This window comes from Allorhizobium ampelinum S4, assembly GCF_000016285.1.
GTDB lineage: Bacteria > Pseudomonadota > Alphaproteobacteria > Rhizobiales > Rhizobiaceae > Allorhizobium > Allorhizobium ampelinum.
Genome location: NC_011989.1, coordinates 813903 through 840506, shown reverse-complemented (window position 1 = coordinate 840506; position 26604 = coordinate 813903). Strand labels below are relative to the sequence as shown.

Sequence of the window (26604 nt, the reverse complement as noted above, 5' to 3'; positions counted from 1 at the left end):
GCCGCAAAACAGTGAAATTCTCTAGAGTTTGTCAGGGAAAAGTGGAGCCCAATTTTCCCGAAAAGACAAACGACAACAAGAAAACTTAGTGTCTGTCTGGTTCAATCTGAACCTGACAGACTCAAGAGAACTGCTGCATAAGCCCTTAACAGAAACCTATGAATATCCACTGAACGACCCGCAAGCCTGCGGCCACACTGGCACAAATAAGGTCAATCGTTCTTAAAAATATGGAAATAACGCTATATTAAAAAAATTCAGCAATACTTAAAATTATTTAACATAGAATTTCATGAATATTTCACAGCCATCGAAGATGGACAGCAAATAGACATCTTCAAAGTGCCGTCGCCTAAATCTTTATTGGACTGTCATGTTGTCTTAAGAGAATTTTAGATCCTTCGAGACAGTTTCGAGACCAATTGTACCCGGTGTCATTACCAATCTATTCAGGGCTTGTGATGATGTGGGGTTATGTCGTACCGGACCGCATAGTGGAAACCGGTTTTTGAACAAACGATGCAGAAACAAACGCGATAGCAACGTGCCGATCCGGCTTTGTGCACATTGCTATAAACTCAATTTAAACTGCCGACCGCGTGGGGCGATGGGGTGTCTTCACATGCGCAATTTCGGTGTCAGGATATATTTCGGATGGCTAGAAATTTGAATCTGATGTCCAAGATTCTGATCACCGCATGTGCGGCTGTTGTCTTGGTGCTGTGTGGATTTTCGTTCTATATTGATAATCTTCAGCGCTCGACCATTGGTAAGACTGTGGCGGACGAAATCAATTCTTCCGGCCTGCAAGCCTCTGAAAGCATTGCCAATTGGCTGAACGCCCGCGTGATGCTGACGGAATTCGCAGGCCAGGCTGCCGGCAAGATCGGCACGCCAGAGGGAATTTTGACCGAGTTTGACAATCCGGTGCTGCTGCGCGAATTCATGTCCACCTATGTCGGCCATCAAGCGGATGGAAAGTTTACCTCGGTTCCGTTCCAGCCTCTGCCGGAAGGCTATGATCCCCGCATTCGTCCCTGGTATCAAGGCGCGGTCAAGGCCAATAAGGTCGTGCTGACAGAGCCATATACCGACGCATCAACAGGGCAGTTGATCCTAAGTGCGGCGGTGCCGGTGAAAAGAGAGGGCCAATTGTATGGCGTCGCTGCCAGCGATTTCTCCTTGAAAACACTGGTGGGCCTGATCAAGGCGGTTGATATTGGCGGCAAGGGTTCGGCTTTTCTGGTCAACGGCAATGGCACGATTCTGGTTCATCCGGATCAGGCGCTGGTCACAAAGACGCTTTCGGATGTCTTTCCGGCTGAAACACCGAAAATCGGTGGTGGCTTGGTGGAAAGCCAGTTCGCCGGCAAGCCGGTGCTGGTCAACTTCTTGCCGATCAAGGGCCTGCCGGTCGATGGCTGGTATCTGGCACTGGTGGTGGATGAGGCAAAGGCCTATGCCGCAATAGGCGAGTTCCGTCTTGCTGCCGTGATTGCCACGGTGATTGGCGTGATCGCCATGATCGGTATTCTCGCTCTGGTGCTCTCGACCCTGGTGGTACGTCCTGTGGTGCAGATGACCACGGCGATGAGCAAGCTGGCCGGTGGTGATGTGTCCGCCGCCATTCCCGACGTGCAGCGCGGCGATGAGATCGGCCAGATGGGTGCGGCGGTCGCTGTATTCCGTGATAACGCTATCGAGCGGGTTCGTCTGGAACGCGAGGCTGACTCGACCCGCACGATGAGTGAACAGGAACGCCGCGAGCGAGAAGCCGCAAAAGCACGTGAAGCAGAACAGGTGTCCTTTGCGGTACATGCGCTGGCTGATGGACTTGGCAGGCTTGCCGATGGTGATCTGGCCCATAGTATCGAGACCCCTTTTGCCGGTGATCTTGAGCGGCTGCGCTTCGACTTCAATGCGGCGCTGGCCAAACTACACGACGCCATGGCCGCCGTTGGCCAAAACGCCAGACAGATTGATGGCGGAGCCATGGAAATCCGCGCCTCGGCTGATAATCTTGCACGCCGTACAGAACAGCAGGCCGCCTCGGTTGAGCAGACCGCAGCGGCGCTGGAAGAGGTGACAACGACCGTCAGAGATAGTGCTCATCGCGCCGAAGAGGTTGGCCAGATCGTGACCCGCGCCCGCAGCGGGGCGGAAAAATCCGGCAAGATTGTTCAGAATGCTGTTAATGCCATGGAAGCCATCGAGACATCCGCCAACCAGATTTCCAACATTATCGGGGTGATTGACGAAATCGCCTTCCAGACCAATCTCCTGGCCTTGAACGCTGGCGTGGAAGCAGCCCGTGCTGGTGAGGCTGGCAAGGGATTTGCCGTTGTCGCCCAGGAAGTGCGCGAACTGGCCCAACGTTCGGCAACGGCCGCCAAGGAAATCAAGCAATTGATCCAGGTCTCGGGAGAGCAGGTGGCAAATGGCGTATCGCTGGTAAGCCAGACCGGTGAGGCACTGGACGGCATTATCAATGAGGTTCAGGAAATCAACAAGCATATCAATGCTATTGTTGTCGCCTCCCGTGAACAGTCACAGGGATTGCAGGAAATCAACGCCGCTGTGAATGTGATGGACCAGGGCACGCAACAAAATGCCGCCATGGTCGAAGAGCAAACAGCGGCAAGCCATGGACTGGCGCAGGAAGCGGCTGCTCTGACCGAATTGCTGGCGCAATTCAGACTGGCCCGGGAGCCTGCAAACCTTACACAACGGCGCGCCGCCTGACGGGACGTTACCAAGGCGAGGATGCATAAGCATCTTCGATGCCTTTGTATAAGGTGTTATGCGATAGGCTTTAAACCGGGTGCCGTTTCCGCAATCAATATCAGGCAATCACTTTCTGGCCAAAAACGCCTCGAACGCCGCCCGTGCCTCGGCACTTTTCAGCCGGGCGGCAAAATGCGCCAGCTCTTCGTCCAGGCGGGCCAGGACCAGGCTGCGATCGCCGCGCAGCAGGTCTCTGGCGATTTTCAGGGCCTGGGGCGGCTTTTTGGCAAGGTTTGCGGCGAGCGCCAGGGTTTCGCGCTCGACCGCATCCGGCTCGACCACTTTCCAGATCAACCCGGCCTCGCGCGCTTGCTCGGCTGAAAAGCCTTCCCCCAGCGCCAACAGTGCGAAGGCGCGCTGGTGGCCCATGGCAAGCGGTGCAAGCAGGCTGGAAGCCGCTTCCGGCACCAGCGCCAGATCGACGAACGGCGTCTTGAACAGGCTGCGGCTGGAGGCAATCGTCAGGTCGCAATGCATGTTGAGGGTGGTGCCGATGCCGATGGCGAGACCATCAACGCCGGATACCAGAGGCTTTTCCGCTGCCACCAAAGCCCGCAGCACCAGGGCCGCCGCCGGAAGTTTGCTTCCGTCAGACAGGGCATAGGCGAGGAAATCACCCATGTCATTGCCTGCGGTAAAGCAGCCTTCGGTGCCGAGGAACGCGACGACACGCACCGTGTCGTCACCCTGCGCCTCATTCAGGGCGGCGGTGATGCGGTGATACATCGCCTCGGTAATCGCATTCTTCTTATCCGGACGGTTGAAGCGGATGACCAACACGCCGGGATGGGTTTCAGGCCGCTCGACAAGGATATGCTCGCTCATGATTTAGGCCTCCAGCACGGTGCGGGCAGCAGCAAGACTAGCCCCACCGCCGACCACCGCCTGTTTCAAGCCGGAACTTTCCGCCAGCAGGTTTTCGGCCACGAACCGGCAAAGCGCCACGCGCTTGTCGTCTTCCCCCTGCGCCAAAGCCCCCTTGGCCAGATAGGCGCCGGTCAGGGTCAGGCCAAACAGCCGCTGATAGGGCGTTGCACCAGCCAAGGCGTCAACCTGCGCACCCTCGCCTAGCCGGGCCAACAGGTATTCCGTCGCATCTTCGAGATCGCGGATCGCGGCAAGCAGCCGGGTCGCCGTTTCGCCGAAGCCGGGCCGATTGCTGGCATCGACAGCCACGGCAAGAGCTTTCAACTCGCTGAGGAAGCCACGCACATGCGCGCCCTCGGCCAGCGGCAGCTTGCGCACCACAAGATCAATCGCCTGGATACCGTTGGTGCCTTCGTAGATCGGAGCGATTCGGGCGTCGCGCAGCAGGCGGGCAGCGCCCGTCTCTTCGATAAAGCCCATGCCGCCATGCACCTGAATGCCCATCGAGGCGACATCGACGCCGATATCGGTGGCAAAGCTCTTGGCAATCGGCGTCAAAAACGCAGCACGCGCCTGCCAGTGGCGGGCCTCATCGCCTTCGCTGTGGTGGCTCATGTCGATGGCATGGGCGCAGGAATAGCAGATGGCCCGCGCCCCTTGGGTCAGCGCCTTCATGGTCAAAAGCGTGCGGGCCACATCCGGATGTTCAATGATCGGGCTCATGCCCGCACCCGTCCAGCCCGGCGCCTTGCCCTGGGTGCGCTCTCTTGCATAGGCGGTCGCCAGCTGGGTGGCGGCTTCGGCAATCGCCACACCCTGCATGCCGACGGCCAGCCGCGCATTGTTCATCATCGTGAACATGCAGGCCAGACCCTTGTTTTCCTCACCGATCACATAGCCAATCGCGCCCGGATCATCGCCAAACCGGCCATCGCCAAAAATCATCGTGCAGGTGGGAGAGCCGTGAATGCCCAGCTTATGCTCCAGCGAATGGCAAAACAGGTCATTGCGCGCACCAAGCGAGCCATCGTCATTCACCAGGAATTTCGGCACCAGAAACAGCGAGATGCCGCGTGTACCCGCAGGCGCATCGGGAAGCCGTGCCAGAACCAGATGGATGATATTGTCTGTGGCGTCGTGTTCGCCCCAGGTGATGTAAATCTTCTGACCGAAAATCCGATAGGTGCTATCGTTTTGGCGCTCGGCACGGGTTTTCATCACACCCAGATCAGAGCCAGCGTGGGGCTCGGTGAGATTCATGCTGGCCATCCATTCACCGGAGACCATTCTGTGCAGGAATTTTTCCTTCAAGGCCTCGCTGCCATGGGCCGTTAATGCCTCTGAAGCGCCCATGGTCAGGACTGGGCCCAGTGCAAAGCCCATGGAGCCGGAATTCCACATTTCCAGTGCTGCGACATTGAGCAGATGTGGCAGGCCCTGGCCGCCATAGCGCTCCTCGGCCACCAACCCGTTCCAGCCGCCTTCGGCCCAGCGACGATAGAGATCCGCCCAGCCATCCGGCAATTGCACCTTGCCATCCACCAGTTTCGCGCCCTGCCGGTCGCCATTTGCGGCCAGCGGCGCGATTTCATTGGCGGCAAACCGGCCAGCCTCTTCCAGAATGGCATCGGTCAAATCCTCGGAAAGGTCGCCGAACCGGCCCTCTTCCAACGCCTGCGCCATGCCGGCAACCTGTTTCAGGGTAAAGGCAATCTCCTCCACGGGGGCCTTGTACATCGCGTTCTCCTCCGTCAAATCCCGGCTTGCAGCGGGCCACTCCCGACCCGGATAGTTCCTGATACTTCAGCTAATTGATTTTTACGTAAACGTCAATAAATCGCAAGCTCATTCGGGCCATACGCGCTGTTGATCCGGGCGTCACAATCGGCGCATATAGCGTAGGCACAGCCGGTGGCCAAAAGTGTATGAGACGCGATGCGAGGAAGTTCGGTACCATGCTGACAGCGACGACCCCTATTCCCGGTCTGGTTTGGGCCTATCATATCGACGCCCGCCACCAGAGCGCCACCCGCCTGCCGATGGATGCGACACTAACGGGCCTGATGCCGGAAAAGGGGTTTCTCTGGCTGCACCTCAATCTTGCCGACGTGCGAGTGCCCGGCTTTATCGAACAGTTTCCGGGCCTGAGCGAAGCGGCCCGCGCCGCCCTGATCAATCACGAACATCACGCGGCGCTCTCGGTGGACGAGCAGCTGATCTATGGGACGCTGGTGGATTTTCAGCGCGAATTTGCCGCCGCCACCCGGGACATCGGCTGGCTACATTTTGCGCTTTCGGATCGGTTCATCATCACCACACGGCTGCAACCGATCCGCTCGGTGGATATTCTGCGCGGTGCAATCGAGAAAAATCCGGCGAAATTCGCCTCCCCCATGCAGGTCTATGAAGTGCTGGTGGCGGAGTTTCAGCGCGGTATCATGGCGCTGGTGCTGGAACTGATGGAAGAGATCAACCGCATCGAAGACGTCGTCTATGATGAGGACATGCGCGACGAGCGCACCCAGCTTGCCCCGCTGCGCCGGGTGATCGTGCGACTGCATCGGCATTTACGAGGTATGCTGAGCATGATGCGGCGCGCCAACGCTGTGGACGAGGATGAAATGCCCGCTGGTTTCGAAGATGTGGCGAGCCGCCTGACCAACCGGCTGGAAGCCGCTGACCATGATGTCTACGCGCTGCATGAGCGCGCCCGGCTATTGCATGAAGAAATCGACAGCAAGCTCTCCTCCGAGACCAACCGTCATCTCTACATCCTGTCGCTGATGACGGCCTTTCTGCTGCCGCCCTCGCTGGTCACAGGCTTTTTCGGAATGAATACCTCGCATCTGCCTTTTACCAGCGGGCCGGAAGGATCGGCCTATGCGATTGCCTTTATCCTCGGGTCGATTTTTCTCGCCTGGTTTATCCTGAAGCGCGCCAGAATTCTCTGAAAACGCAAGAGGCCCGGCACAATCAGCACCGGGCGCTTCATCAATGAACAATAACGCTTAATAGTAAGGCGAATAGCACTGCTGACGCGCACCGCTATAGGTCACAAACGTATTGCTATAGGAATCATAGCTGCGGTAGCGACCGGCGCACCAATCGTAATGGCGCGGATTGATGCCATTGCTATAGGCGGGCGCAGCGGGTGCCGGGCGTGGCTGCGAGGCGATGGCCCCACCGATCAGCGCACCGGCGGCAAAGGCTGCCAGCGGATACCAATGACCGTCATGATGACGGCGGTAGCCGGGGCGCGGGCCATCGTAACCCCGGTAGCCACGGTAATAGCCACCGCCTCGTCCATAACCATCGTCATAGCCGCGCCACTGAACCTGTTCCACTGGAACAGCAGATTGCGCCGTCGGCTGTAAAGTGTTCAGAGGCATGGCGTCGGCGGATATAAAAGAGGTTGCCAGAACTGCCAATGCCGTACCGGCCACTGCAATGCGCTTGGTAAGGGTCATGATCGTCGTCTCCATATGATCAATAGAGATAGGGAGGGGAAGCTCGCCTGTCCAGATCACGTCTCATCACACTTGTTGGACACATGATACGGAACGGCAATACTTGCCCTTATTGCCCTCACCCTAGCCAGGTGCGGATGAACCGGCGATTAATACATCTGCCACTCGCCTGTCCGCTGTCAGACAAGCCTCGCGAAACGCAGCCGGCCTAAAGCTTGGGAAAGTTTCTTTTAACAAGCATCCGGTAATTTACTTGTATCCGGTCATTCACTTGGGCGACAGCCAATGCGGCAGCTCGTCATCCTTTGTGTGGAGAGTGCGTTCGATGTCCAAACTGAGATATTATGCGGCCCCCAAAGCGACGGCTCTCGAAAACAAGCCTCCCAAGGCCGTCCACAGCGAATTCCTGCGGACCGGCAAGATCATCCGCGACGAGGATGACTGGCTGGCCGACGAAAAGCGCTATCTGACCCACGAGGAAGTGGCAGTGCGCACCGCACGGCGGCTGGAAGTGGCGGCAGAGACCACCCATCAGCGCATCAACGGTTTTCACAAGTCCATCCGCTTTCCCAAACTGCTGTTTCATCAGACACTTCAGGATATTCCGCATCTGGGTTACTGTCATGTCACGGCATCACGGTCAAATTTCGCCCAATATGCCGATGTGAAATGGGCTTTCTACTTCGCCAATTTTAATGCCGAGGTAGGCGGCGAGGATAGTTTCTTCCGCAAGATCACCCCGCAATATGGCCGGATGTATTTTGCCGTGGCGCTGAAGCCCGACAGGGCCAAACGCGCAATGACCGTGGATCGCTCGATCCGCGAAGATGGCCTGCTGTTTCGCACCAGCGATCCGAAAGTGGCGCTGAAAAACGTGCTGCTCTTGGGCGCACGCACCTCGGCACTGCGCAAGATCATCGCCAGCATGTAACAGTCTATCCAATAATCGCCGCTGGCCGTCTGCAAATGGCAATTTCTGCGCTTCCGGTACTCACGTACCTTAAGTACGCTCCGTTCCGGTTCTCGAAATCACCATTTTCGCCGGGCCAGCAGCAATTCTTGAACAGACTGTAAGACAAGCGAGGACCGATCCTTCGGATCAGACCTCGATTTCAACATCGCCTGTCGGGCGCGAACAGCAGGCGAGGATATAGCCCTCCTCGATTTCGTCATCGAGAATGCCGCCATTGTGGTTCATTTCCACGTCGCCCGACAACTTCATCACCCGGCAGGTGCCGCACAGGCCGGATTCGCAGGCAGCGCCGATGCGCACGCCGATGGAGCGGGCGGCTTGCAGCACGGTAAAGCCCGGCTCGCACAGCGCTTCCTTGCCAGCCAGCGTGAAGGCAACCTTATGCGGCTTCACCTCGCCCGTGGGATCGGCCACCACCACCATCGGCTCCGGCGCCACCGGCTGGAAGGTTTCCTCGTGGTAACGGCTCATGTCGAACCCGGCACCGGCCAGCGATTCCCTGACCGTTGCCATGAACGGTTCCGGCCCGCAGCAAAACACCGTGCGGTCCAGAAAATCCGGTGCCAACAGGCCGATTTTCGCCTTGTCGATAAAGCCGCGCAGGCCCGACCAGAGCTGTGAGCGCTGCAATTGCTCAACAATGAATCCAAGCTGGAAGAAGGGCAGATAACGGGCCTTATATTCCAGTTCCCAGCGGAAAATAATGTCGTCAGGCGAGCGGGCGCAGTGGATGAAGGCGATGTCGCTATCGGGCTGGCGGTCGGCCATGTCGCGGGTCATCGACATCATCGGGGTAATGCCGGAGCCTGCCGAGATGAACAGATATTTCTCGCCGGGATGCTTCACATAGGAAAAATCGCCAAGCGGTCCGAAGGCCTTGATCTTCATGCCCGGCTTGAGGTTTTCAAACATCCAGCGGGTGCCGATACTGTCCTTCTGCGCCTTGACCGTGACAGCCACAGTATAGGGCCGCGACGGGCTGGAGGACAGCGTATAGGTGCGCATCACAGGTTCCGGTCCAACCGGCAGTTCCAGCGTCACGAACTGACCGGGCAGGTAGCGGAACCAATGGCCCGGCCTATCCGACTTGAAGGTGAAGGTCATGACATCGGGGGCTTCCGGCGTCCAGGCGACGCATTCCAGCAGATGCTCCCGGTCCGACCAGGGCCGCATTTCATCGACATGCCGATAGATCTTGTCCACCGCCATGATCAGGCCACGACCGACAGGGGGGATTTCCGCGAGGCGGTTTCGCCGTCCAGACGGTCAACCATGAAATTCGCATACCATTCAATGAACTGCATGACGCCGCCCTCATGATCCGGCGAATAGGGACCGGGCTCGTAAGCGGGAGAGCGGATGCCGAAGGCATTTTCCTCGACAATCGACCGGTCCTGGTCGTTGGTCATGTTCCAGACATGGGTGAGGTCGTGGAGATTGTAATCCACGCCTTCCACCGCATCCTTATGCACCAGCCAGGTGGTGGTGACGGCGGTTTCCTCGGCACTCAAGGGCAGGACGCGGAAGGTGATAGCGTGGTCGCCAAGCAGATGGTTCCAGGTGGTCGGGTAGTGGAACATCAGCATCGTGCCGATATGGGAGATGGTCACATCATCCGACAGCGGACGCTTGACGGCCCGCTTGCCGTCCATCGTATAGCTTTCAGCATCCTGCACCAGCGGCATGCGGGCAACACGGAACTGGCCGCTCTGATGCATGGTGAAGGCGCTGGGCAGGTTAGCCGCCTCGCACCGCTGCCAGTGCTCGGTAATCACAGGATCGTCGCCCGCGCCCTGCACGCCGGTGGCGCTTGGTGCTTCCGGATAGGTGCGGCACAGTTCCGGGTGATTGCCGGCGCAATGGTAGCATTCCCGGTTGTTTTCCCAAACTAGCTTCCAATTGCCCTTTTCGACAATGGTGTTGCGATGGGCAATCTTGGCTTCGCTGAGCCGGTGCGGCTGAAGATAGGGCAAGGCTGTGGCGCGGAAGCTGGCGAAATCCTCCGGCACCTCTGCCAGACAGATGAAGATATAGCCGCCAAAGCTTTCGCAGGCGACCGGCTTCATGCCATGCTGGCTCTTGTCAAAATCCTCGCCCATCTGGCGGGCAAACACCAGCGAGCCATCCAGATCATAGGTCCACTGGTGATAGGGACAGACGAGCTTGGCCGACGCGCCACGCTCCTGCGTGCAGACCCGGTGGCCGCGGTGACGACAGGTATTGTGGAAAGCACGGATCACTCCATCGCGCCCGCGCACGACCACGACAGGATAATCACCGATCTGCACGGTAAAATAATTGCCGGCTCTCGGAATTTCGCAATCATGACCCATGAACAGCCAGTCACGATACCAGATCAATTCCATATCGAGCTTGAAGTAATCCTTGTCGATATAGAAGGGCTGTTCCAGACTATAGCCTTCGCGGCGATTTTTCAGCTGGCGCAGAACGGTGCTGTGAATATCCATGATACCCTCGTTTTCCAACCGGCGCGGGAGCATCGAAAGAAAGGGGAGATACCCGCCTACCTGCGACAGCACAGCGCGACCTATGCCTCATAACCCGCCCATACCTTCAAACCTCGATTCTAAACCATCACTCGGTTCAGAACCATTGTTTTTCAGAGGATGTGAGCTTTTTCCCATCTAGCCACAAGCGCACCACCCACGCCGCCTTGGCCTACGACATCGCAGATATGGATTGCGACATGGGGTGATTTGGGTGCTAGCGATTGCGCGGTTGGTCGTCAGACTGCAAAACACGGGGTCATGAGATTGCGGCCGCCGTAACATCCGCAGGATAGACATCACGAGACCGGCAAATATCGGCAGGCTACCCGCAACGACAAGACCCGCCAATCCGATAGCATCGGATAGCGAGTCAATTGTTGCCATTTTTGGGAACGTCATCAGCGCATTATAGCCGCATCAAAAAACGCCCCGACGTTTCCGCCCTTCACACGACCTTCACGCCGCATAGGACATGCCGGAATTCCCGGCACCGCGGCCAATCTGGAATTGCCCCAGCAATTGGCGAAGCTTGTTGACCTCACCGGCCAGTGATGCACTGGCGGCAGTAGTTTCTTCGACCATGGCGGCGTTTTGTTGGGTCATCTGGTCCATGTGGTTGACGGCGCTGTTGACCTGGGTGAGGCCCACGGATTGCTCCTGCGCCGAGGTGGCGATGGCATCCATATGGCCGTTTGCGGTGGAGACGTAGTCTTCGATGGTTTTGAGCACGCTGCCGGTGTCGCGCACGAGGTTGACGCCATTGCCCACTTCCTCGGAAGAATTGCGGATCAGCTCCTTGATTTCCTTGGCGGCCTGCGCCGAGCGTTGCGCCAGTTCGCGCACTTCCTGTGCCACCACCGCAAAGCCCTTGCCCGCTTCGCCTGCACGGGCGGCTTCAACGCCGGCGTTCAGGGCCAGAAGGTTGGTCTGGAAGGCAATTTCGTCGATCACCCCGATGATGTTGGAGATCTGGCTGGAAGATGCCTCGATGCGCTGCATGGCATCGACGGCGTTGGCCACCACCTGGCCAGATTGCCGCGCGGCTTTGTTGGCCTCAATCACCACGGCGCGGGCTTCTTGGGTGCGTTTGGCCGAGTTGGAGACATTCACGGTGATTTCATCCAGCGCGGCAGAGGTTTCTTCAAGGGCTGCCGCCTGCTGTTCCGTGCGTTTAGAGAGATCACCTGCGCCAGACGCAATCTCAGTGGAACCGTTATTAATGTTGCTGACAGAGTCGAGGATAGCGCCCATGGTTTCACCCAGCGTGCGCACTGATTGATTAAAGTCCTGCCGCAGGCTTTCAAACTCTTCTGAAAAGGCTTCGCGCAGCTCAACCGTCAGATCGCCACTGGCCAAGCGCCGCAGACCTGCGGCCAGACCGGAGGTTGCAATCATCAAGCGTTCGCGGGCGTCTTCCTCGGCCTTCAGCTGCGTCTGTATCCGCTCCTGTTCGGCACGGCGGCGGTTGGTTTCCGCCTCGGCCTCCAGCTGGCGCTTGGCAACGGCATCTTCGCGGAAAACCTCAACGGCATCGCACATCAGGCCAATTTCATCGCCCCGTGGGCCAAAATCCGCCCTACGGCTTGTATCGCCCGAGGAGAGCCTGTTCATGGCTTCAACCAGCAATTTGATCGGTATCACCACGGTGCTGCGCAGCACGAAAGCCGTTGCAATCAGCACCAGCACAATCAGGATCTGGATCGTGCCGTTAATGGTCTCCGAGCGTGCTTCCGTCGCCTGAAGAGAGCTGCGGGCATCCGTCGTTACCTTGCGGGACGCCGCAACCGCGCTTTGAATGGACTCGTTGAGTTTCGAGGTGATTGGTCTGGTATATTGGTCACGGCGGGCGGTCAGCGCGACAAGGTCCTGACTTTGCTGCGCCCGCTGCTCTTTGACGAAATCCTTGATCTTGATGGAAGCCGTTGCGTAGTCGCCGAGACCTGTCGAAATGGCCTGCAACGCACTCGGATTTTCAGCAACGCGCATCGCCTCTTTCAGACTGTTTTGACCGTTGAGGGCTGATTTATTGACCGCGGCCAGCTCGTCATCCACCTCCTTGACGGTGGGTGCGAGCATGATGTTGCGTACACCGCTCTTCATCTCTACGAATGCTTTCTCGCTGGCACTAATACCATCGAGAACCGTCTGTTCACGCGCGACAATGTCCTGCGCTGCCTTGATCGTGCTGTTCGTCCATTGCTGGTTGGCAACCATGCCCACAACCATGGCCACGCCAAGCCCCGAGGCAATGTAGATCTTCTTTGCGATGGTGATATTTGATAAAAACGACATTGTCTCTCCCCGTATAGGGCTTTCCGCCCCCACCCATGATGACAAAAGCTAGCCCCGCGACTGCGACCACAGACGAACGGTGCGATGCGTGAAAGACCCGCAAAATCAGAAAATCACAGCATAGAGATATCCGCTGGCCCCCAGCCAAACGGATCATCAAACGCACATGATGGTTCAAGGCCGATAGAGCCTCTTTGCCGATTTGCCGTTGCGGGCTGGCTCTCATTCCATCCGGACAACAGGGTGCCTGCATTGTCATAAAGCAGGCCACTCAATTTCAAGAAACGCTCAAAACGTGCAGATGCATCTGCAACAACCCAATATTGGAAACATTAACTTAAGCATCTCTTAATTTAATGCACTCAAAACAGGAGATGCTAAATTATTTTGCACTTATAACGTTATTTGCTGCGGGAGCGATGCGCAGCAAACTGAATACCCTCTGAAATGAGGACGTAGCGCGATACAGAAGAAACAAGCCGCAAATAAGCGGGCGAATAGAGTTTCGCCGGGAAAAATTGGCAACCGGTCTTCTCGAAAAGACAATCGAAAACAAAGAAACCTAAAGTCTGTCAGGTTCAATCTGAACCTGACAGACTTTAGGTTGACGCATCGATTTTTCGGCCCGGCGCTATAGACAATTGCTCTGTCACCCGCCGTTTAAGCGGGGGTTTTACAGTCTGTTCAAGAATTACTGCTGGCCTGGCGAAAATGGTGATTTTGAGAACCGGAACGGAGCGTACTTAATGTACGTGAGTACAAGCATTCCAGGAAAAGTGCGAAGCGGTTTTTCGTTTGGAAATGCGAATGAAGCAGGCAAGCGGAGAAATTGCCATTTGCAGACGGCCAGCGGCGATTATTGGATAGACTGTTACATCACACCACATGCGGCTTGTAGATCAGCCAATCCTTCGGCACATAGCTGTTTTCTGTCACGCCATAGAGGGTCACGGTATCGCCGCCGGAGGATTTGGAGGCCGTGAGGGCGCGTTCGGAATAGCTCATCAGATCGAAGGCGTTGGGGGCCTGTTCGGAAAGGCAGATGCCGAAGGACATGGTGAGTGCGGCGAGTGAGCCGTTAGAGCCGGCATTGACCACGGCGGTGGCCTTCAGCTTGACGCGCACCGCGTTGACGATGCGGCTGATTTCGTCCTGGTCGGAGGTGTAGAACAACAGGCCGAAACGGCTGCCGTCGAAGCGGCAGGCGAGGTCGTCCTTACCGGCCACGGCCTTTACCACCTTGGCGATCTGCTTGATGAAGCGCTCGGTCACCGTCGGACCAAGATGATCGGCGAGCTTGGCGAAATCGTCGATTTCACCGACCGCCAGGCCGCACAGCGTCGGCAGGGCCGGGTTGGCATAGACCTTTGCCAAGGCTTTATTAAAGGCACGGCGGCTGCCCATGCCGGTCAGCGGATCGACGAATTTCGCCTGTTCCACCTGATCGGCCTCGCGCTGCACATCGGCGAGCTGCTCGGTCTTTTCCACCACGGTTTTGACGACATTGCTGTTTTCGGCAACGCGCTGGTCGGTGGCGGCTTTCAGCGCCTGGATGGAGCGGCTCAGTTCCGGGTTGCCAAGGTCGGTGTCGGTCAGGATGCCCTTGGTGGCGTCGCCGATCAGGCGGCCATAATCGGTCAGCGACAGTTTTTCCTGGTTGAGCAGGCTGATGAAGCTGCTCATTTCGGCACGTACCTTGTTATTGTGACGGGCCAGAAGACCGTCTTCATGGTGATGGGGCAGATATTTGCGACCGAGCGCGTCCAGCGCATCCTGGGTCTTGACCTTGCCGAGCGCAATGAACTCGCGCACCAGATCCGGGTTGCTACCGGAATAGGCTTCATAGACCAGCTCGTAATTGCGCGGCAGACCCTCGATCCCCATCTGATGCATGGCTGTCGCTACACGCAGCGCAATGCTGGAGGCCGGATTTTTCATAGGCTGCATCGGATGCTTCCCCACATCGAATCATTGATTGCACGCAGAGTAGCGCGACACTTCTTTCTTTCGGTTACAGCTGTATTTAAAATTTTATGGATTGGTGAAGAGACTGTGAAAAGCAGGCCTGCAAGATGGAGGCGCGTTCATAAAAGTCATTTGCTCCGGGGGCCGCGTCAGGCTATTTCACCGGGGAAACAGCGGTAATTAGGCAGGCATGGCACAGCGTCTCTCCGTCATCACATCCCCCGAACCGGCCATCCGCGCCGCCCTGCCCCTGCTAGAGGCCGGGGAAGTCATCGCCATGCCGACAGAAACCGTCTATGGGCTGGCGGCGGATGCCACCAATCCGCAGGCCATCACCCGAATTTACGAGACCAAGGGCCGCCCGCAGTTCAATCCGCTGATCTGCCATGTCGCCGATCTCGCCATGGCCGAGCACTACGGCGTCTTCGATCCCTTGTCGCGGCAATTGGCGGAGCGGTTCTGGCCGGGGCCGCTAACGCTGATCGTGCCGCTTGCCCCAGACTGCGCCATACATCCGCTGGCAACGGCCGGGCTGGACACGGTTGGCCTGCGCATGCCCCTGGGCTTTGCCGCAGAGCTGATTGCCGCCTTCGGCAAGCCGCTGGCCGCCCCAAGCGCCAATACGTCGGGCAAGATCAGCCCGACCACGGCTGCCCATGTCGAGGAGGATCTGGGGGCGAAAATCCCGCTGATCCTCGATGCCGAAGCGGCGGGTGTCGGGGTCGAATCCACCATTCTGAAGGTAGAAGACGGCCAGATCCAGCTGCTGCGGCCCGGCGGGCTTTCAGTAGAGGCGGTGGAAGAGGCGACAGGATTGCGGGTGATCCGCCCGCAAAAGGCGGGTGCGATCATCGAGGCGCCGGGCATGTTGGCCTCCCATTATGCCCCGGAGGCTGCTGTCCGGCTGAATGTAACCTCGGTTTATGCCGATGAGGCGGTGATCACTTTTGGCTCCGCCGTCCCGCAAGGGCTTGAAAAGGCTGCCCTCGTGCTCAATTTGAGTGCTAGCGGCGACCTTACTGAAGCCGCCGCCAATCTGTTCAGCTTCATGAAGCGGGCCGATGCCAGCGGCGCTGCCCGCATTGCCTTCACCGCCATTCCCACCCATGGATTGGGAGACGCGATCAATGACCGGCTGGAGCGGGCCGCTGCACCACGATGATCGCTGCACCACGTGATGATGGTGTGCGGCGATAGAATAACAAGGACGAGACGCCATGACTGACATGCCCCTTTCCGCCGCTCTGCTCGAGCGGTTCATCGCCATTGTCGGCCCCACAAATGCCTTGACCGATCAGGCTGATATCACCCCCTATCTCACCGAAAACCGTGGCCTTTACCATGGTGCCTCGCCGCTGGTGCTAAAACCCGGCTCCACCGAAGAGGTCTCCAGGATCCTAGCGCTGGCCAGCGAGACGAAAAGCCCGATCGTGCCGGTCAGTGGCGGCACCGGTCTGGTCGGCGGACAGGTGCCGCGCGATAATTCCAGCGATATTCTTCTGTCACTGGAGCGTATGAACAAGGTTCGTGAGGTTGATCCGGTCGGCAATGTGATCGTCGCCGATGCGGGTTGTATCCTGGCCGACATCCAGAAGGCAGCCGCCGACGTCAACCGGCTGTTTCCGCTGTCGCTCGGTTCGGAAGGCTCCTGCCGGATCGGCGGCAATCTCGCCACCAATGCTGGCGGCACCGCCGTGCTGGTCTATGGCAATATGCGCCAACTATGCCTGGGCCTCGAAGTGGTGCTGCCAACCGGCGAGATCTGGAACGGCTTGCGGCGATTGAAAAAGGACAATAGCGGCTACGACCTGCGCGACCTGTTTATCGGCGCGGAAGGCACGCTTGGGGTGATTACCGGAGCCGTGCTGAAACTCTATCCGCAACCCCTTGGCCATGAAGTGGGTTTTGTCGGCTTGAAATCGCCGGTGGAAGCCTTGGCGCTGTTTGAAAAGGCCGGTGCGCTCTGCGGTCCGGCGCTGACCGGCTTCGAGCTGATCCCGCGCATCGGCATCGACTTCACCAGCCGTCATATTCCAGGCGTGCGCGATCCGCTGAGTTCTGCCCATGAGTGGTATGTGCTGATCGATATTTCCACCTCCGATGCGGCAGAGACGGCGAAAACCATGCTGCATGACGTGCTGGAACAGGGCGTAGAGGCCGGGCTGATCGAAGATGCCGTGGTCGCCGGTTCGGTCGCCCAGCAAAAGGCGCTCTGGCACATGCGCGAAAGCATGTCGGATGCGCAAAAGCCGGAAGGCGGCTCGATCAAGCATGATATTTCCGTGCCAATTGCCCAGGTTCCAGCCTTCATGCGGCAAGCGGAAGCAGCCGTGCTCGCCGCCATGCCCGGCGCACGGGTTTGCGCGTTCGGCCATCTGGGCGATGGTAATATCCATTACAACATCAGCCAGCCCATCGGCGCCGACAAGGCGCAATTTATTGGCCGCTGGCGCGAAATCAACAAGGTCGTGCATGATATCGTCCGCGCCCATGGCGGCTCGATTTCGGCCGAACATGGCGTCGGCCAGCTGAAACGCCAGGAACTGGCGCAGACAAGACCGGACATCGAAACCGTGCTGATGACCCGCATCAAGCAGGCCTTCGACCCCGCCGGCATCATGAACCCGGGCAAAGTGGTGCCCGGCTGATGGCAGACACAGTGCCTTCCCACGACGATCCGCGCCCGGCATCAGACAAGGTGCTGTTCAGGATCGATCTGGCCAATGGCGCGCGGCTTGGGCCGGGCAAGGTGCAATTGCTACAGCTGATCGGCCAGCATGGCTCGATCCGCGCGGCGGGCGCTGCGATGGGCATGTCCTACCGCCGTGCCTGGCTTTTGGCCGACGAAATCAACCGGATGTTTAGGGAGCCCTCCATCGCCACCCGCCACGGCGGCAAAAGCGGCGGCGGCGCAGTTCTTACACCCTTTGGCGAGGCTTTGCTGGCGCGGGCGCAAGCTATGGATGCCACTATCCGTAACACACTGGCCGAGGATCTCGCCTGGTTGGAGGCGATGGCGGCGAAAGAGTTGGCGCCACCTGAGTGATGTAGCAGGCCCTCATACGAAGGCCCCTGGTTCAACCCAAAGGCTCCGTCCGCAGCCGATAAACACCTCCCGCCTCCACCGAAACCGCCTTGAACAGCACCGAAACCGGCTTGCCGGGTGCCAGATCCAGGGCGGCCAGCGAGCGGCGGGTGATTTCGGCGTCGATGACCTGGCCGGAGCAGTCGACCCTGACGACGATGCCGGGGCCTGTCTCGAAAATCGCCTGTACCCTGCCTGACAAGCGATTGAGGGTGGAAAGCTGACCTGTCTCACCGGTCGCCAACACCAGATCGCTGGCGGCGACGAACAGGCGGATCGGGGTGCCAATGGGTAGATCGGCATATTTCAGGTAGAGCGGACCCGCAGGGCTTGTCGCCAGCGTCAGGCCTTCCTCGCGGGCGTGGCCGCTGACCTCTGCATGCAGGAAGCTGCCGGGGCGGCTGTCGCCGAGCCTTGGCAGATGAAGCAAAGCCCCCTCGCCCGCGTCCACCCTTGCAGCACAGCCTTTGGTCATTGTCACCACCCGGCTGGCCAGCCGGGTGACTTCCTCAACCGCATGGCTGACATAGAGGATTGGCACCCCCGCCTCATCGCGAATCCGCTCGATATAAGGCAGGATCTGTGCCTTGAGGGCGGCGTCCAGCGCCGACAGGGGTTCGTCCATCAGCAGCAGTTTCGGGCTGGCCATCAGGGCGCGGGCAATGGCCACCCGCTGCTTTTCTCCACCCGACAGCCCATTAGGCGCACGGTCCAGCAAATCGGTAATCCCGAGCAGATCGCAGATCCGGGACAAGTCTTCGCGCCGTTCGGCTTTCGGGGTGAAATACCGGCCATAGGTGAGATTGGCCCGCACGCTCAAGTGTGGGAAAAGCCGCGCCTCCTGGAAGACATAGCCGATCCGGCGGCGATGCGGTGGCAGGAAAGTGCCGTTTTGCGCATCGCTCCAGATCCGACCATCGAAGGTGATCCTTCCGTGATCGGGGCGGATCAACCCAGCGACGGCATTGATCATCGTGGTCTTGCCCGATCCGGATGGGCCAAACAGTGCCGTCAACCCCGGCCCCAGTTGAAGATCGGCTTCAAGGTCAAACATTCCCTGGCGGTGGCGGATATCGATTTCCAGCATCAGCCCGCCATCCGCACGGTCAACCGCCGGGTCAGCAGCTCGGAGGCAAGCAGCGCCAGCAGTGACAGGACGACAGAGACCAGCGTCAGCCGCAAAGCCCCGGCATCGCCGCCCGGCACCTGGGTATAGGTATAGATGGCGGCGGACAGGGTCTGGGTTTCGCCGGGAATATTCGACACGAAGGTAATCGTCGCGCCAAACTCACCCATTGCCTTGGCAAAGGCCAACACGGCACCAGCCGCGATACCAGGCAGGATCAGCGGCAGGGTCACGGTGAAGAACACCATGATCGGCGATGCGCCGAGCGTGGCTGCTGCCGTTTCCAGCTTGCGGTCCACCCCGTCCAATGACAGGCGGATGGCGCGCACCATCAAGGGAAAGCCCATAATGCCCGAGGCGAGCGCCGCCCCTGTCCAGCGAAAGGAAAACACCAGGCCGAACCATTGATCCAGAAAGGCGCCGACCGCGCCGCGCCGCCCGAAGGTGATCAGCAGCAGATAGCCGGTGACAACAGGCGGCAGGATCAACGGCAGATGCACCAACCCATCCAGCAGGCTGCGGCCTAGGAAAGAGGTGCGCGACAACAACCAGGCCATGCCGATACCAAGCGGCAGCGAGACGGCAACCGCCGTCAGCGCCACTTTCAGGCTGAGCAGGATCGCGGTGGTTTCATCAGCGGAGAGCGCGTCAATCATGGCTCAACGGGCCACAGATCGACAGGATTTGTCAATTGATCTTCGCCAACACCGTAAACCCAGCAGTCCGGAACACATTCGAAGCTGTCACCGATTGCAGATAGGCGAGAAACGCCTTGGCATCGGGATTGGTGGAGGCCTTCAGCACCGCGGCTGGATAGACGATGGCCGGATGGGAATTTTCCGGGAAACGGTCGAGGATCTTCACGCCTGGATCAACCCTGGCATCTGTTTCATAGACAATGCCGAGCGGCGCTTCCTGACGCGACACCAGCAGCAATGCGGCGCGGACATTATCGGCCTGTGCAACCTTGTCCTTGACGCTTTCCCAAACGCCGAGATTTTCCAGCGCCGCTTTGCCATAGACACCGGCGGGCACCGAGGAAACATTGCCCATGGCCAGCCGCTCATCCCCCAAAAGCCCGGCCAGATCGAAGCCGGGGGCAATTTTTGTCGTGACCGTGGAAGAAGACGCCCCCACCAGCACGATCCGGTTGCCCAGCAGGTTGACACGGCTGCCCGGCACAAGTTCGCCGCCCTTGTCGAGATGGTCCATCCAGTTGAGGTCAGCGGAGATGAACAAGTCGGCGGGGGCGCCTTCATCAATCTGTTTTGCCAGCGCCGAGGAGGCGGCGAAGGACAGCTTGACCTCCCGACCGGTCTCGGCTTTCCAGTCATCGGCAATCTTGCTCATCGTTTCTTTCAGGCTGGCGGCGGCGAATACCGTCAGGCTACGGTCGGCGGCAAACGCCTGGGGAGCGACAAAGAGCATCAAAGCCGTCAAGATTGCTGGCAGCCGATCCATGATTGTTGTTCTGGCTTTGGCCATCATTTCCCAACCCACTTTCATCTCATGCTCCCTTTTACTCCATATATCTGATGGGATATATCGAGTGCGACAGACGAGAGCAAGCGGGAACGACTGTATAAATCCCCTAAATCGGAAGGATCTAGGGGATTTAGATAACAGATAGCGTAGTCTTTACAGGCTGTTGACAGATTCCAGCAGGCTGGCACTGATACCGCTGGTCGAAGAGCTGCCGCCGAGAATGGTCAGCGCGGCATTGGCCGAGGAGCCGGTATTGTTCTCCAGATCGTACATGGCCGTAAAGCGTTGCAGGAATTTCTTCTGCTTTTCAGGATCACTCAGATCCTTCAGGTCCATTTTCTTCTCAATGACCTTTTTCTGCTGCTCGATATCCATATTGCTCATGTCGCTGGGCAGGCTATAGGCGGTGCGGAACACTTCCAGCAGCGCTGTATCGCCGAGAATGTCATAGGCCGAGGTAATGGTCGACGACATGCGATCCCAGTAAAGGGCAAGGCGCACACCCTGATCGCTTTCGCCCTGTTCGTTTTCAAGGGTCTGGTGCAGATAGAGATTTTCGGTGTTAAAGGTCTCACTGCGGTTCTGCACACCATCGGCATTTTCCTGGGAAATCTTGCCGCTACTGTCAAAATTATAGGAGGCGACGAATTTCGCATAGCCCTCGTCGGCCTGGGTGTTGGCAAAGCTCTTCGGATCGGTGAGATCAGATGAAAACAACTGCTTGAGCATGTCGTCGCTGACATCTTTCGGGTCAAGCCCCTGCGCTGTCAGGGCAAAATCCACCAGTTTGCGATCCTTGAGCAAATCCGTGACGGATGACACCTTGACGATGTTTTCCTGGTAATATTTCGAATCCTCCTCCGCCGCGGTCTTGGCGTCGGTCTGCTCCTTGCCTTCGAGAAAGCGGGTCTTCTGGACGATATAATCCTTGGCCACTTCGGTAATGGTGCGCTCCGATTGGGCCAGAAGCGGCACGTCAGCGGTCCCATCCTCCTTGAAATTGAAGGCGGAAGCCAGGCTGATCAGCCGCTCATCCCTGGTCTTGTTGGCATAGCTCTTGGGATCATTCATATCGCTGGTCAGAACCTTTTTCAGGTCCGCCTTGGAAAACTCGTCCGTTTCGATACCATAGGCCTTCATGACCATATCGTAGATTTTCTCATTGCCGAGCAGGTCATCAACCTTGGTAATGGATTTCATCTGCGTGGAATAATAGGTGGTCAGGGAACTGAGATTGGCCTGGTCCTCGTCATCGTAATTGGTCATGTAGGCAGTCGCCGTCTGGGAAAGCTGGGTCTCGCTCTGGGCGTTACCCGCGGTGGCATTACCGCTGGTGTCGAAGTTAAACATCGCGGCGATCTTGGCGTACTCTCCCTTCACCTTGCCCTGGGTATTGGCATAGCTGTTGGCATCGTTGAGATCGCTGGTGACGATATTCTCAAAGGTGGATTTCAGCGTGTTCTTGTCCATGCCCAGCGCTGTCTTCACATAGCTGAACAGCCGCGAATCCCCTGTTATATCCGAGGCCTTGGTGACAGTGGCGATCTTTTCCTTGTAGTAGGCGGCTTCGCGCTCGGCCTGGTAGGCGGTCTCGGTGCTGGGGACTTCCTCCAGATAAAGATCTTCCATCGCCGTTTTCTGATCGGAGGTCTGGGCCGTGGCATTTTTCAGCGAACCGTCGGTATTGAAGGAAAATGCTTTGGCGATATTCACGTAATCCGACTTGTTGGTGGTCAGCGTATTGACGTAACTGGTACTGTCGTTGACATCGCTGGTCAGGACCTTTTTCAAATGGTCGGTGGAATAATATTTGGTGTCGAGCCCATAGGATTCCAGCACGAATTTGGTCAGGCGACTGTTCTTCAAGAGGTCATCGACATTGGTGACCTTGTCGATAGCGGAATCGTAATATTGCACCTCTTCCTTGGCATCGTCGCCTTCGGTGACAAGCGATTGCTTGTAAAGGCCAATCACATCCTCTTCCTGCTTGTCGGTCTGGATATCGGCGGTCTCGGCGGAAAAATTGAAGGACCGGGCAAAATCGCGGTAACGGTCGTCGGCCAGTTTGTTGGCATAGCTGTCTTCGTCGGACAGATCGCTTTCCAGCACCTTCTTCATGAAGGCCTTGGCATAGGTCATGTCTTCCAGGCCGTTGGCCTTCATCGTATATTGGTAGAGCCGGTCGTCGTTCATGAAGTCGTCGACGGTTTTGACCTTGCCGATATTCTCCTGGTAATATTTCTGCTCGCGGGCCACCTCAGGCTCCTGAGACACACGCTTCAGGCTCGCTTTCATATCGCGATTGACAAGATCATAACCGATATAAGTAGACACCATGGCACTGCGTTCCTCGATAAGCTCCAAAAGCGCCGCCCGCCACGTCCCTGGCTGCAACGCCCTCAATCACCGCATAACCCTGCCCCTAACCACCCCTGGCCGGTTGCGTCATGCGAATGTCGGGTAACCCATCATGGCCTACCTGCCTTGCTCCTGGCTTTTGCCGCAAGGCAGAATGGCGTCAAGCCAGAGATACTCACAAGAGATACTCACAAGCCCGGCGCCCGCCGCATTCCATTCGCGGCCTTCAAACTACAACCTGCCAAACACAACCCAAAAGCAATTTTCCAGCAGTTCTACACGTATTGTGAAATTCACCGATCATACCAATAAAGGTTGGTGACCGACGCAGGTTGTCGTAGCATTATCATTCAAACATAGTAGAATACTCTTAACTAATCCTTCACAATTTTACAAAAGCCGTTCACCAAATCGAAACCGTTAGCGCTGGCAATTCGATAACCATCTGGAACGGCAAAGTTTTCTTAACCGCGATTTTTAAGCGGTCCGGAACCCGGCAAGGCTATCTTTGGCCTCAGAGGACGAAAAGTCCCAGTGAAAAGAGCAGATGCAATAACGGCTCTCAGGTAAAACAAGGGTAGTAAGATGACGAACACGGTTATGAAGCCCGTCTGGGCTGGAGCAACGTTTCGACTGGAACCATCACGGTTTCCGCAACATGTGACTTATACGTTGCGCGATGCTTCCGGCCCTGGTGCTTCCGGAAATGTCTCCGTTACACTCGACGAGCGCGGTGCCGTGCTGCGCAAGATCCTGCCGGCCAGCGGCTTGCCGATGTCCTTTGCCCTTCCGGCCCGGGCTTTCAAAGGGATTGCTGCCCGCGCCATCGACCATGGCAATGGCGAAGTGACCGTGACGCTGGAACTGCATCATGCTGATCCGGACCTGTGCATTCCGCTGCTGGTTGCCCATGATCTCTGTGACATTGCCGCCGACTGGCGCAGCTGGGCCGAAACCTTCCGCATTCCGATGCTGATGGTCGAGGCTGATGGGGTTGCCCGGCCGCTGGAAGAGCATCTGGGCGAATTGCGCGCCGAACCGCCGCGCAGCCGCCGCCGCCATTCCTATTTCGCAGAGCGCCGTCCGCGCTTCCTGGTCCGCCGCACAACCGGTTCGCTGGGTGTTGCGATGAAAATTTCCGGCAAGGAAATCATCGCCCGCCGTTAACAGAGCGGTTGTCGATACGCGAATATTTTAACATGGCTCACCGGAAAAGGCGGGCCATGTTTCGTTTTGAGGCGACGCACCCCGGAAAATGTCCTCCGCCATGTCTGAACGTTGGCGGCAATTATGCTGCCTCGGCGCGCTCAACCTCGACAGTCACATGGGATAGAGCGGCAATCTGGGACAGTTTTTCGCGGTACCAGGCAGGAGATTGCGGCTCGCGTGCCACCAGCGAAACGATGGCACCGTGATGACCGGGGCCCAATTGCCAGACGTGAAGGTCGGCAATATCGGCCCCTTCCGCTTCGATCACCCGGCGGATAGTGCCGGAGAGATCTTCGCCATCCGAGACATGATCGAGAAGAACCATGCCGCTATCGCGCATCAGGCCGAAGGCCCAGCTGCCGATGACCAGCGCACCGACAACGCCGATCAGCGGATCGAGCCAGAGCCAGCCGAAAACACTGCCGAGCAGCAAGGCTGCAATCGCCATCACCGATGTCAACGCATCCGCCAGCACATGGATATAGGCAGCGCGCAAATTACGGTCGCCGCCAGCATGGCTGCCGATGGCTTCGGAATGAGCGTGATGGCCGTGCTCGTGATGGTCATGGTCATGGTCATATTGATGGCCGTGTCCATGATGATGATCTTCCTGAAGCAGCAGCGCACAGACCAGATTAACGGCCAGACCGATAATCGCGATGACGATGGCTTCGCTAAAGTCGATGGCGACCGGCTGAAACACCCGCCAGAGGCTTTCCCAGGCAATGATAACAGCCACGAGGCCGAGAAAGATCGCGCTGGAAAAGGCGGCCAGATCACCAAATTTGCCGGTCCCGAAGGTAAAACCACTGTTATCAGCATGGCGCCGCGCCAGGCTATAGGCCAGCGCCGACACAAAAATCGCCCCCGCATGGGTGGCCATATGCCAGCCATCCGCCGTCAGCGCCATGGAGCCGAACAGATTGCCCGCGACGATTTCCACCACCATCATCACCGTGGTGACGCCAATCACCGCCCAGGTGCGACGCTCATTGCGTTGATGGTTCCGGCCAAGAAAGACATGGCTGTGGCGATTGCCCGGCCCATGATGATGCGGATGAGCATGACCGCCTTGCCCGTGAGGATGGTGGTCATGAGGGTGATGCTGATGCGAATCGTGGCCGTGAGACGTCGGGTCCGGGATCATTTCAGGTAGCTCCTGATCACGTCAATGAGTTCGTCGGCACCGTGATGACGCTCGGATGCATCGAGATTTTCGGCAACGATATGCTCGCGGATATGCTCCTCGACCAGTTCGGTCATCAGCCCGGTCAGGGCTCCCCGCACCGAGGCCGTCAGGTTCATGATATCGCTGCACGGCTTTTCCGCCAGAAGCGCGGTTTCGATGGCCTCCATCTGTCCCTTCATCCGGCGGATGCGGGCGAGAAGCTTGGCCTGGTGTTTGATTGTATGGCTCATAATATAGGGGGGTACCCTATTTTGAGACGAAACACAAGAATATTCTTATATTCCGCAGCTGTCGGGCCGAGTGATCAGGCGAAGGGAATAGAAGCAACCAGACCGATGAACAGAATCAGCCCAACCTTGCCATTCAGCTTGAACAGCGCCAGACACTGAACCGGATTATGGATATCCAGCACTTTGATCTGGTAGCCGAGCAGAACGAGCGCCACCAGCAGTCCGAGATAGGCGGGGAAACCGGCACCGGCCAGCACGAAGGACAGGGCCAGCAACAGGCCCATCGCGCCGTAAAATCCGGTCAGCCAGATCTTGGTGTCCTCGGCAAACAGCCTTGCGGTGGAGCGCACGCCAATCAGGGCGTCGTCCTCCTTGTCCTGATGGGCATAGATCGTGTCATAGCCAATGGTCCAGACCACGGCAGCGATATAGAGCAGCACGGCGGCGATAGACATCGACCCGGTCAACCCGGCCCAGCCCATCAACCCACCCCAGGAAAAAGCCAGACCAAGGAAAAACTGCGGCCAATCGGTAAACCGCTTGGCGAAGGGATAGATCACCACGATGGCCAGCGACGCCAGGCCAAGCAGGATGGAAAAGCCGTTGAAGCAGAATAGCACGGCAGCGCCCACCACCAACTGCGCGACGATGAACAGCTTGGCTTGGCCCCGCGTCACCCGCCCCGAAGGCAAGGGGCGCGAACGGGTGCGGGCCACTTCCATATCGATCGTCTCATCGACCAGATCATTATAGGTGCAGCCAGCACCGCGCATGACAACGGCGCCAACAAAGAACAGCAGGAGGTGGGCGATGAAGGTCCAGACCAGCAGCGCGTCCCTGGAGGCAAGAAAATTGGCTGCCAGCGCCGATGACCAGAAGCACGGCCACATCAGCAATTCCCAGCCGATTGGCCGGTCCCAGCGCGCCAGCTGCGCATAGGGCCAGACCGCCCGTGGCAGCAGGCGGTAGACCCAATTATCGGAAAGCGCGTCCTGGACGCGGGCGGTGGTGTCGCTGGCGGTGCTCATGTCTGACGTGATAGCCCAAATTCGTATCCAAGAAAA

Annotated in this window: 21 protein-coding genes; 7 read left to right on the top strand and 14 right to left on the bottom strand. The window is 58.0% G+C overall.

The genetic code is table 11. From position 1 onward, the window contains the following. Nucleotides 1–654 precede the first annotated feature (654 nt). Complete coding sequence (locus tag AVI_RS03950; RefSeq protein WP_015915122.1) at nt 655–2742, top strand: methyl-accepting chemotaxis protein; 2088 nt, start codon at nt 655–657, stop codon at nt 2740–2742. 108 nt (nt 2743–2850) lie between these two features. On the opposite strand, the gene AVI_RS03945 is transcribed toward AVI_RS03950, so the two are convergent. Both AVI_RS03945 and AVI_RS03940 read right to left on the bottom strand, forming a co-directional pair. Continuing rightward, nucleotides 2851–3609 (bottom strand): crotonase/enoyl-CoA hydratase family protein, encoded by a 759-nt coding sequence (locus AVI_RS03945; protein ID WP_015915121.1) that lies wholly within the window; start codon nt 3607–3609, stop codon nt 2851–2853. 3 nt (nt 3610–3612) lie between these two features. Next, the gene (locus tag AVI_RS03940; RefSeq protein WP_015915120.1) at nt 3613–5388 is read right to left on the bottom strand and encodes an acyl-CoA dehydrogenase; all 1776 of its coding nucleotides are present in this window, start codon (nt 5386–5388) and stop codon (nt 3613–3615) included. A gap of 218 nt (nt 5389–5606) precedes the next feature. On the opposite strand from AVI_RS03940, the gene AVI_RS03935 reads away from it, so the two are divergent. Next, complete coding sequence (locus tag AVI_RS03935) at nt 5607–6602, top strand: transporter (RefSeq protein ID WP_015915119.1); 996 nt, start codon at nt 5607–5609, stop codon at nt 6600–6602. 57 nt (nt 6603–6659) lie between these two features. Here AVI_RS03935 and AVI_RS03930 read toward each other — a convergent pair whose 3' ends face one another. Beyond that, on the bottom strand, nt 6660–7118 hold the full coding sequence (locus AVI_RS03930; protein WP_015915118.1) for a BA14K family protein: 459 nt from the start codon (nt 7116–7118) through the stop codon (nt 6660–6662). A gap of 325 nt (nt 7119–7443) precedes the next feature. On the opposite strand from AVI_RS03930, the gene AVI_RS03925 reads away from it, so the two are divergent. Then, complete coding sequence (locus AVI_RS03925) at nt 7444–8049, top strand: DUF6656 family protein (protein ID WP_015915117.1); 606 nt, start codon at nt 7444–7446, stop codon at nt 8047–8049. A gap of 168 nt (nt 8050–8217) precedes the next feature. Here AVI_RS03925 and AVI_RS03920 read toward each other — a convergent pair whose 3' ends face one another. The 4 genes from AVI_RS03920 to AVI_RS03905 form a co-directional block, all read right to left on the bottom strand. Then, complete coding sequence (locus tag AVI_RS03920) at nt 8218–9300, bottom strand: FAD-binding oxidoreductase (RefSeq protein ID WP_041696280.1); 1083 nt, start codon at nt 9298–9300, stop codon at nt 8218–8220. Nucleotides 9301–9302: 2 nt separating this feature from the next. Beyond that, nucleotides 9303–10559 carry an aromatic ring-hydroxylating oxygenase subunit alpha gene (locus AVI_RS03915; RefSeq protein WP_041696278.1) on the bottom strand — a complete coding sequence of 419 codons (1257 nt, stop codon included), beginning with the start codon at nt 10557–10559 and terminating at the stop codon, nt 9303–9305. Nucleotides 10560–11057: 498 nt separating this feature from the next. Continuing rightward, nucleotides 11058–12893, bottom strand: a complete 1836-nt coding sequence (locus AVI_RS03910; protein ID WP_015915114.1) for a methyl-accepting chemotaxis protein — start codon at nt 12891–12893, stop codon at nt 11058–11060. Between the two features lie 876 nt (nt 12894–13769). Beyond that, nucleotides 13770–14840 (bottom strand): GGDEF domain-containing protein, encoded by a 1071-nt coding sequence (locus AVI_RS03905; RefSeq protein WP_015915113.1) that lies wholly within the window; start codon nt 14838–14840, stop codon nt 13770–13772. A gap of 208 nt (nt 14841–15048) precedes the next feature. On the opposite strand from AVI_RS03905, the gene AVI_RS03900 reads away from it, so the two are divergent. Genes AVI_RS03900 through AVI_RS03890 form a run of 3 tightly spaced genes read left to right on the top strand, consistent with a single transcriptional unit; the run spans nt 15049 to nt 17904 of the window. After that, nucleotides 15049–16020, top strand: a complete 972-nt coding sequence (locus tag AVI_RS03900; protein ID WP_015915112.1) for an L-threonylcarbamoyladenylate synthase — start codon at nt 15049–15051, stop codon at nt 16018–16020. 55 nt (nt 16021–16075) lie between these two features. Further along, a complete protein-coding gene (locus AVI_RS03895; RefSeq protein ID WP_015915111.1) occupies nt 16076–17506 on the top strand; it encodes an FAD-binding oxidoreductase in 1431 nt (476 codons plus the stop codon). Continuing rightward, nucleotides 17506–17904, top strand: coding sequence for a winged helix-turn-helix domain-containing protein (locus tag AVI_RS03890; protein WP_015915110.1), 399 nt, complete (start codon nt 17506–17508; stop codon nt 17902–17904). Before AVI_RS03895 ends, AVI_RS03890 begins: the two co-directional genes overlap by 1 nt. A gap of 31 nt (nt 17905–17935) precedes the next feature. Here AVI_RS03890 and modC read toward each other — a convergent pair whose 3' ends face one another. From modC to AVI_RS03870, 4 genes are all read right to left on the bottom strand, one after another. Further along, a complete protein-coding gene (gene modC, locus AVI_RS03885; RefSeq protein WP_187152375.1) occupies nt 17936–19030 on the bottom strand; it encodes a molybdenum ABC transporter ATP-binding protein in 1095 nt (364 codons plus the stop codon). Further along, nucleotides 19030–19725, bottom strand: a complete 696-nt coding sequence (modB, locus tag AVI_RS03880) for a molybdate ABC transporter permease subunit (RefSeq protein WP_015915108.1) — start codon at nt 19723–19725, stop codon at nt 19030–19032. Before modB ends, modC begins: the two co-directional genes overlap by 1 nt. Before the next feature lie 31 nt (nt 19726–19756). Further along, complete coding sequence (modA, locus tag AVI_RS03875; protein WP_015915107.1) at nt 19757–20575, bottom strand: molybdate ABC transporter substrate-binding protein; 819 nt, start codon at nt 20573–20575, stop codon at nt 19757–19759. A gap of 132 nt (nt 20576–20707) precedes the next feature. Further along, on the bottom strand, nt 20708–22891 hold the full coding sequence (locus AVI_RS03870; protein WP_015915106.1) for a DUF1217 domain-containing protein: 2184 nt from the start codon (nt 22889–22891) through the stop codon (nt 20708–20710). A gap of 606 nt (nt 22892–23497) precedes the next feature. On the opposite strand from AVI_RS03870, the gene AVI_RS03865 reads away from it, so the two are divergent. Then, nucleotides 23498–24079, top strand: coding sequence for a DUF6101 family protein (locus AVI_RS03865; protein WP_015915105.1), 582 nt, complete (start codon nt 23498–23500; stop codon nt 24077–24079). Between the two features lie 121 nt (nt 24080–24200). On the opposite strand, the gene dmeF is transcribed toward AVI_RS03865, so the two are convergent. The 3 genes from dmeF to ubiA all read right to left on the bottom strand — a co-directional run bounded on the left by dmeF (nt 24201) and on the right by ubiA (nt 26568). Next, the gene (gene dmeF, locus AVI_RS03860) at nt 24201–25268 is read right to left on the bottom strand and encodes a CDF family Co(II)/Ni(II) efflux transporter DmeF (RefSeq protein ID WP_015915104.1); all 1068 of its coding nucleotides are present in this window, start codon (nt 25266–25268) and stop codon (nt 24201–24203) included. Beyond that, nucleotides 25265–25540: a metal/formaldehyde-sensitive transcriptional repressor gene (locus AVI_RS03855; RefSeq protein WP_015915103.1), complete on the bottom strand. Its 276-nt coding sequence runs from the start codon at nt 25538–25540 to the stop codon at nt 25265–25267. Before AVI_RS03855 ends, dmeF begins: the two co-directional genes overlap by 4 nt. Before the next feature lie 74 nt (nt 25541–25614). Further along, a complete protein-coding gene (ubiA, locus tag AVI_RS03850; RefSeq protein ID WP_015915102.1) occupies nt 25615–26568 on the bottom strand; it encodes a 4-hydroxybenzoate octaprenyltransferase in 954 nt (317 codons plus the stop codon). Nucleotides 26569–26604: the final 36 nt, after the last annotated feature.

Excerpts from the sequence above, each read along its gene's own strand:
- AVI_RS03950 (WP_015915122.1), top strand. The coding sequence starts at position 655 with ATGGCTAGAAATTTGAATCTGATGTCCAAGATTCTGATCACCGCATGT.
- AVI_RS03945 (WP_015915121.1), bottom strand. The coding sequence starts at position 3,609 with ATGAGCGAGCATATCCTTGTCGAGCGGCCTGAAACCCATCCCGGCGTG.
- AVI_RS03940 (WP_015915120.1), bottom strand. The coding sequence starts at position 5,388 with ATGTACAAGGCCCCCGTGGAGGAGATTGCCTTTACCCTGAAACAGGTT.
- AVI_RS03935 (WP_015915119.1), top strand. The coding sequence starts at position 5,607 with ATGCTGACAGCGACGACCCCTATTCCCGGTCTGGTTTGGGCCTATCAT.
- AVI_RS03930 (WP_015915118.1), bottom strand. The coding sequence starts at position 7,118 with ATGACCCTTACCAAGCGCATTGCAGTGGCCGGTACGGCATTGGCAGTT.
- AVI_RS03925 (WP_015915117.1), top strand. The coding sequence starts at position 7,444 with ATGTCCAAACTGAGATATTATGCGGCCCCCAAAGCGACGGCTCTCGAA.
- AVI_RS03920 (WP_041696280.1), bottom strand. The coding sequence starts at position 9,300 with ATGGCGGTGGACAAGATCTATCGGCATGTCGATGAAATGCGGCCCTGG.
- AVI_RS03915 (WP_041696278.1), bottom strand. The coding sequence starts at position 10,559 with ATGGATATTCACAGCACCGTTCTGCGCCAGCTGAAAAATCGCCGCGAA.
- AVI_RS03910 (WP_015915114.1), bottom strand. The coding sequence starts at position 12,893 with ATGTCGTTTTTATCAAATATCACCATCGCAAAGAAGATCTACATTGCC.
- AVI_RS03905 (WP_015915113.1), bottom strand. The coding sequence starts at position 14,840 with ATGCAGCCTATGAAAAATCCGGCCTCCAGCATTGCGCTGCGTGTAGCG.
- AVI_RS03900 (WP_015915112.1), top strand. The coding sequence starts at position 15,049 with ATGGCACAGCGTCTCTCCGTCATCACATCCCCCGAACCGGCCATCCGC.
- AVI_RS03895 (WP_015915111.1), top strand. The coding sequence starts at position 16,076 with ATGACTGACATGCCCCTTTCCGCCGCTCTGCTCGAGCGGTTCATCGCC.
- AVI_RS03890 (WP_015915110.1), top strand. The coding sequence starts at position 17,506 with ATGGCAGACACAGTGCCTTCCCACGACGATCCGCGCCCGGCATCAGAC.
- modC (WP_187152375.1), bottom strand. The coding sequence starts at position 19,030 with ATGCTGGAAATCGATATCCGCCACCGCCAGGGAATGTTTGACCTTGAA.
- modB (WP_015915108.1), bottom strand. The coding sequence starts at position 19,725 with ATGATTGACGCGCTCTCCGCTGATGAAACCACCGCGATCCTGCTCAGC.
- modA (WP_015915107.1), bottom strand. The coding sequence starts at position 20,575 with ATGAAAGTGGGTTGGGAAATGATGGCCAAAGCCAGAACAACAATCATG.
- AVI_RS03870 (WP_015915106.1), bottom strand. The coding sequence starts at position 22,891 with ATGGTGTCTACTTATATCGGTTATGATCTTGTCAATCGCGATATGAAA.
- AVI_RS03865 (WP_015915105.1), top strand. The coding sequence starts at position 23,498 with ATGACGAACACGGTTATGAAGCCCGTCTGGGCTGGAGCAACGTTTCGA.
- dmeF (WP_015915104.1), bottom strand. The coding sequence starts at position 25,268 with ATGATCCCGGACCCGACGTCTCACGGCCACGATTCGCATCAGCATCAC.
- AVI_RS03855 (WP_015915103.1), bottom strand. The coding sequence starts at position 25,540 with ATGAGCCATACAATCAAACACCAGGCCAAGCTTCTCGCCCGCATCCGC.
- ubiA (WP_015915102.1), bottom strand. The coding sequence starts at position 26,568 with ATGAGCACCGCCAGCGACACCACCGCCCGCGTCCAGGACGCGCTTTCC.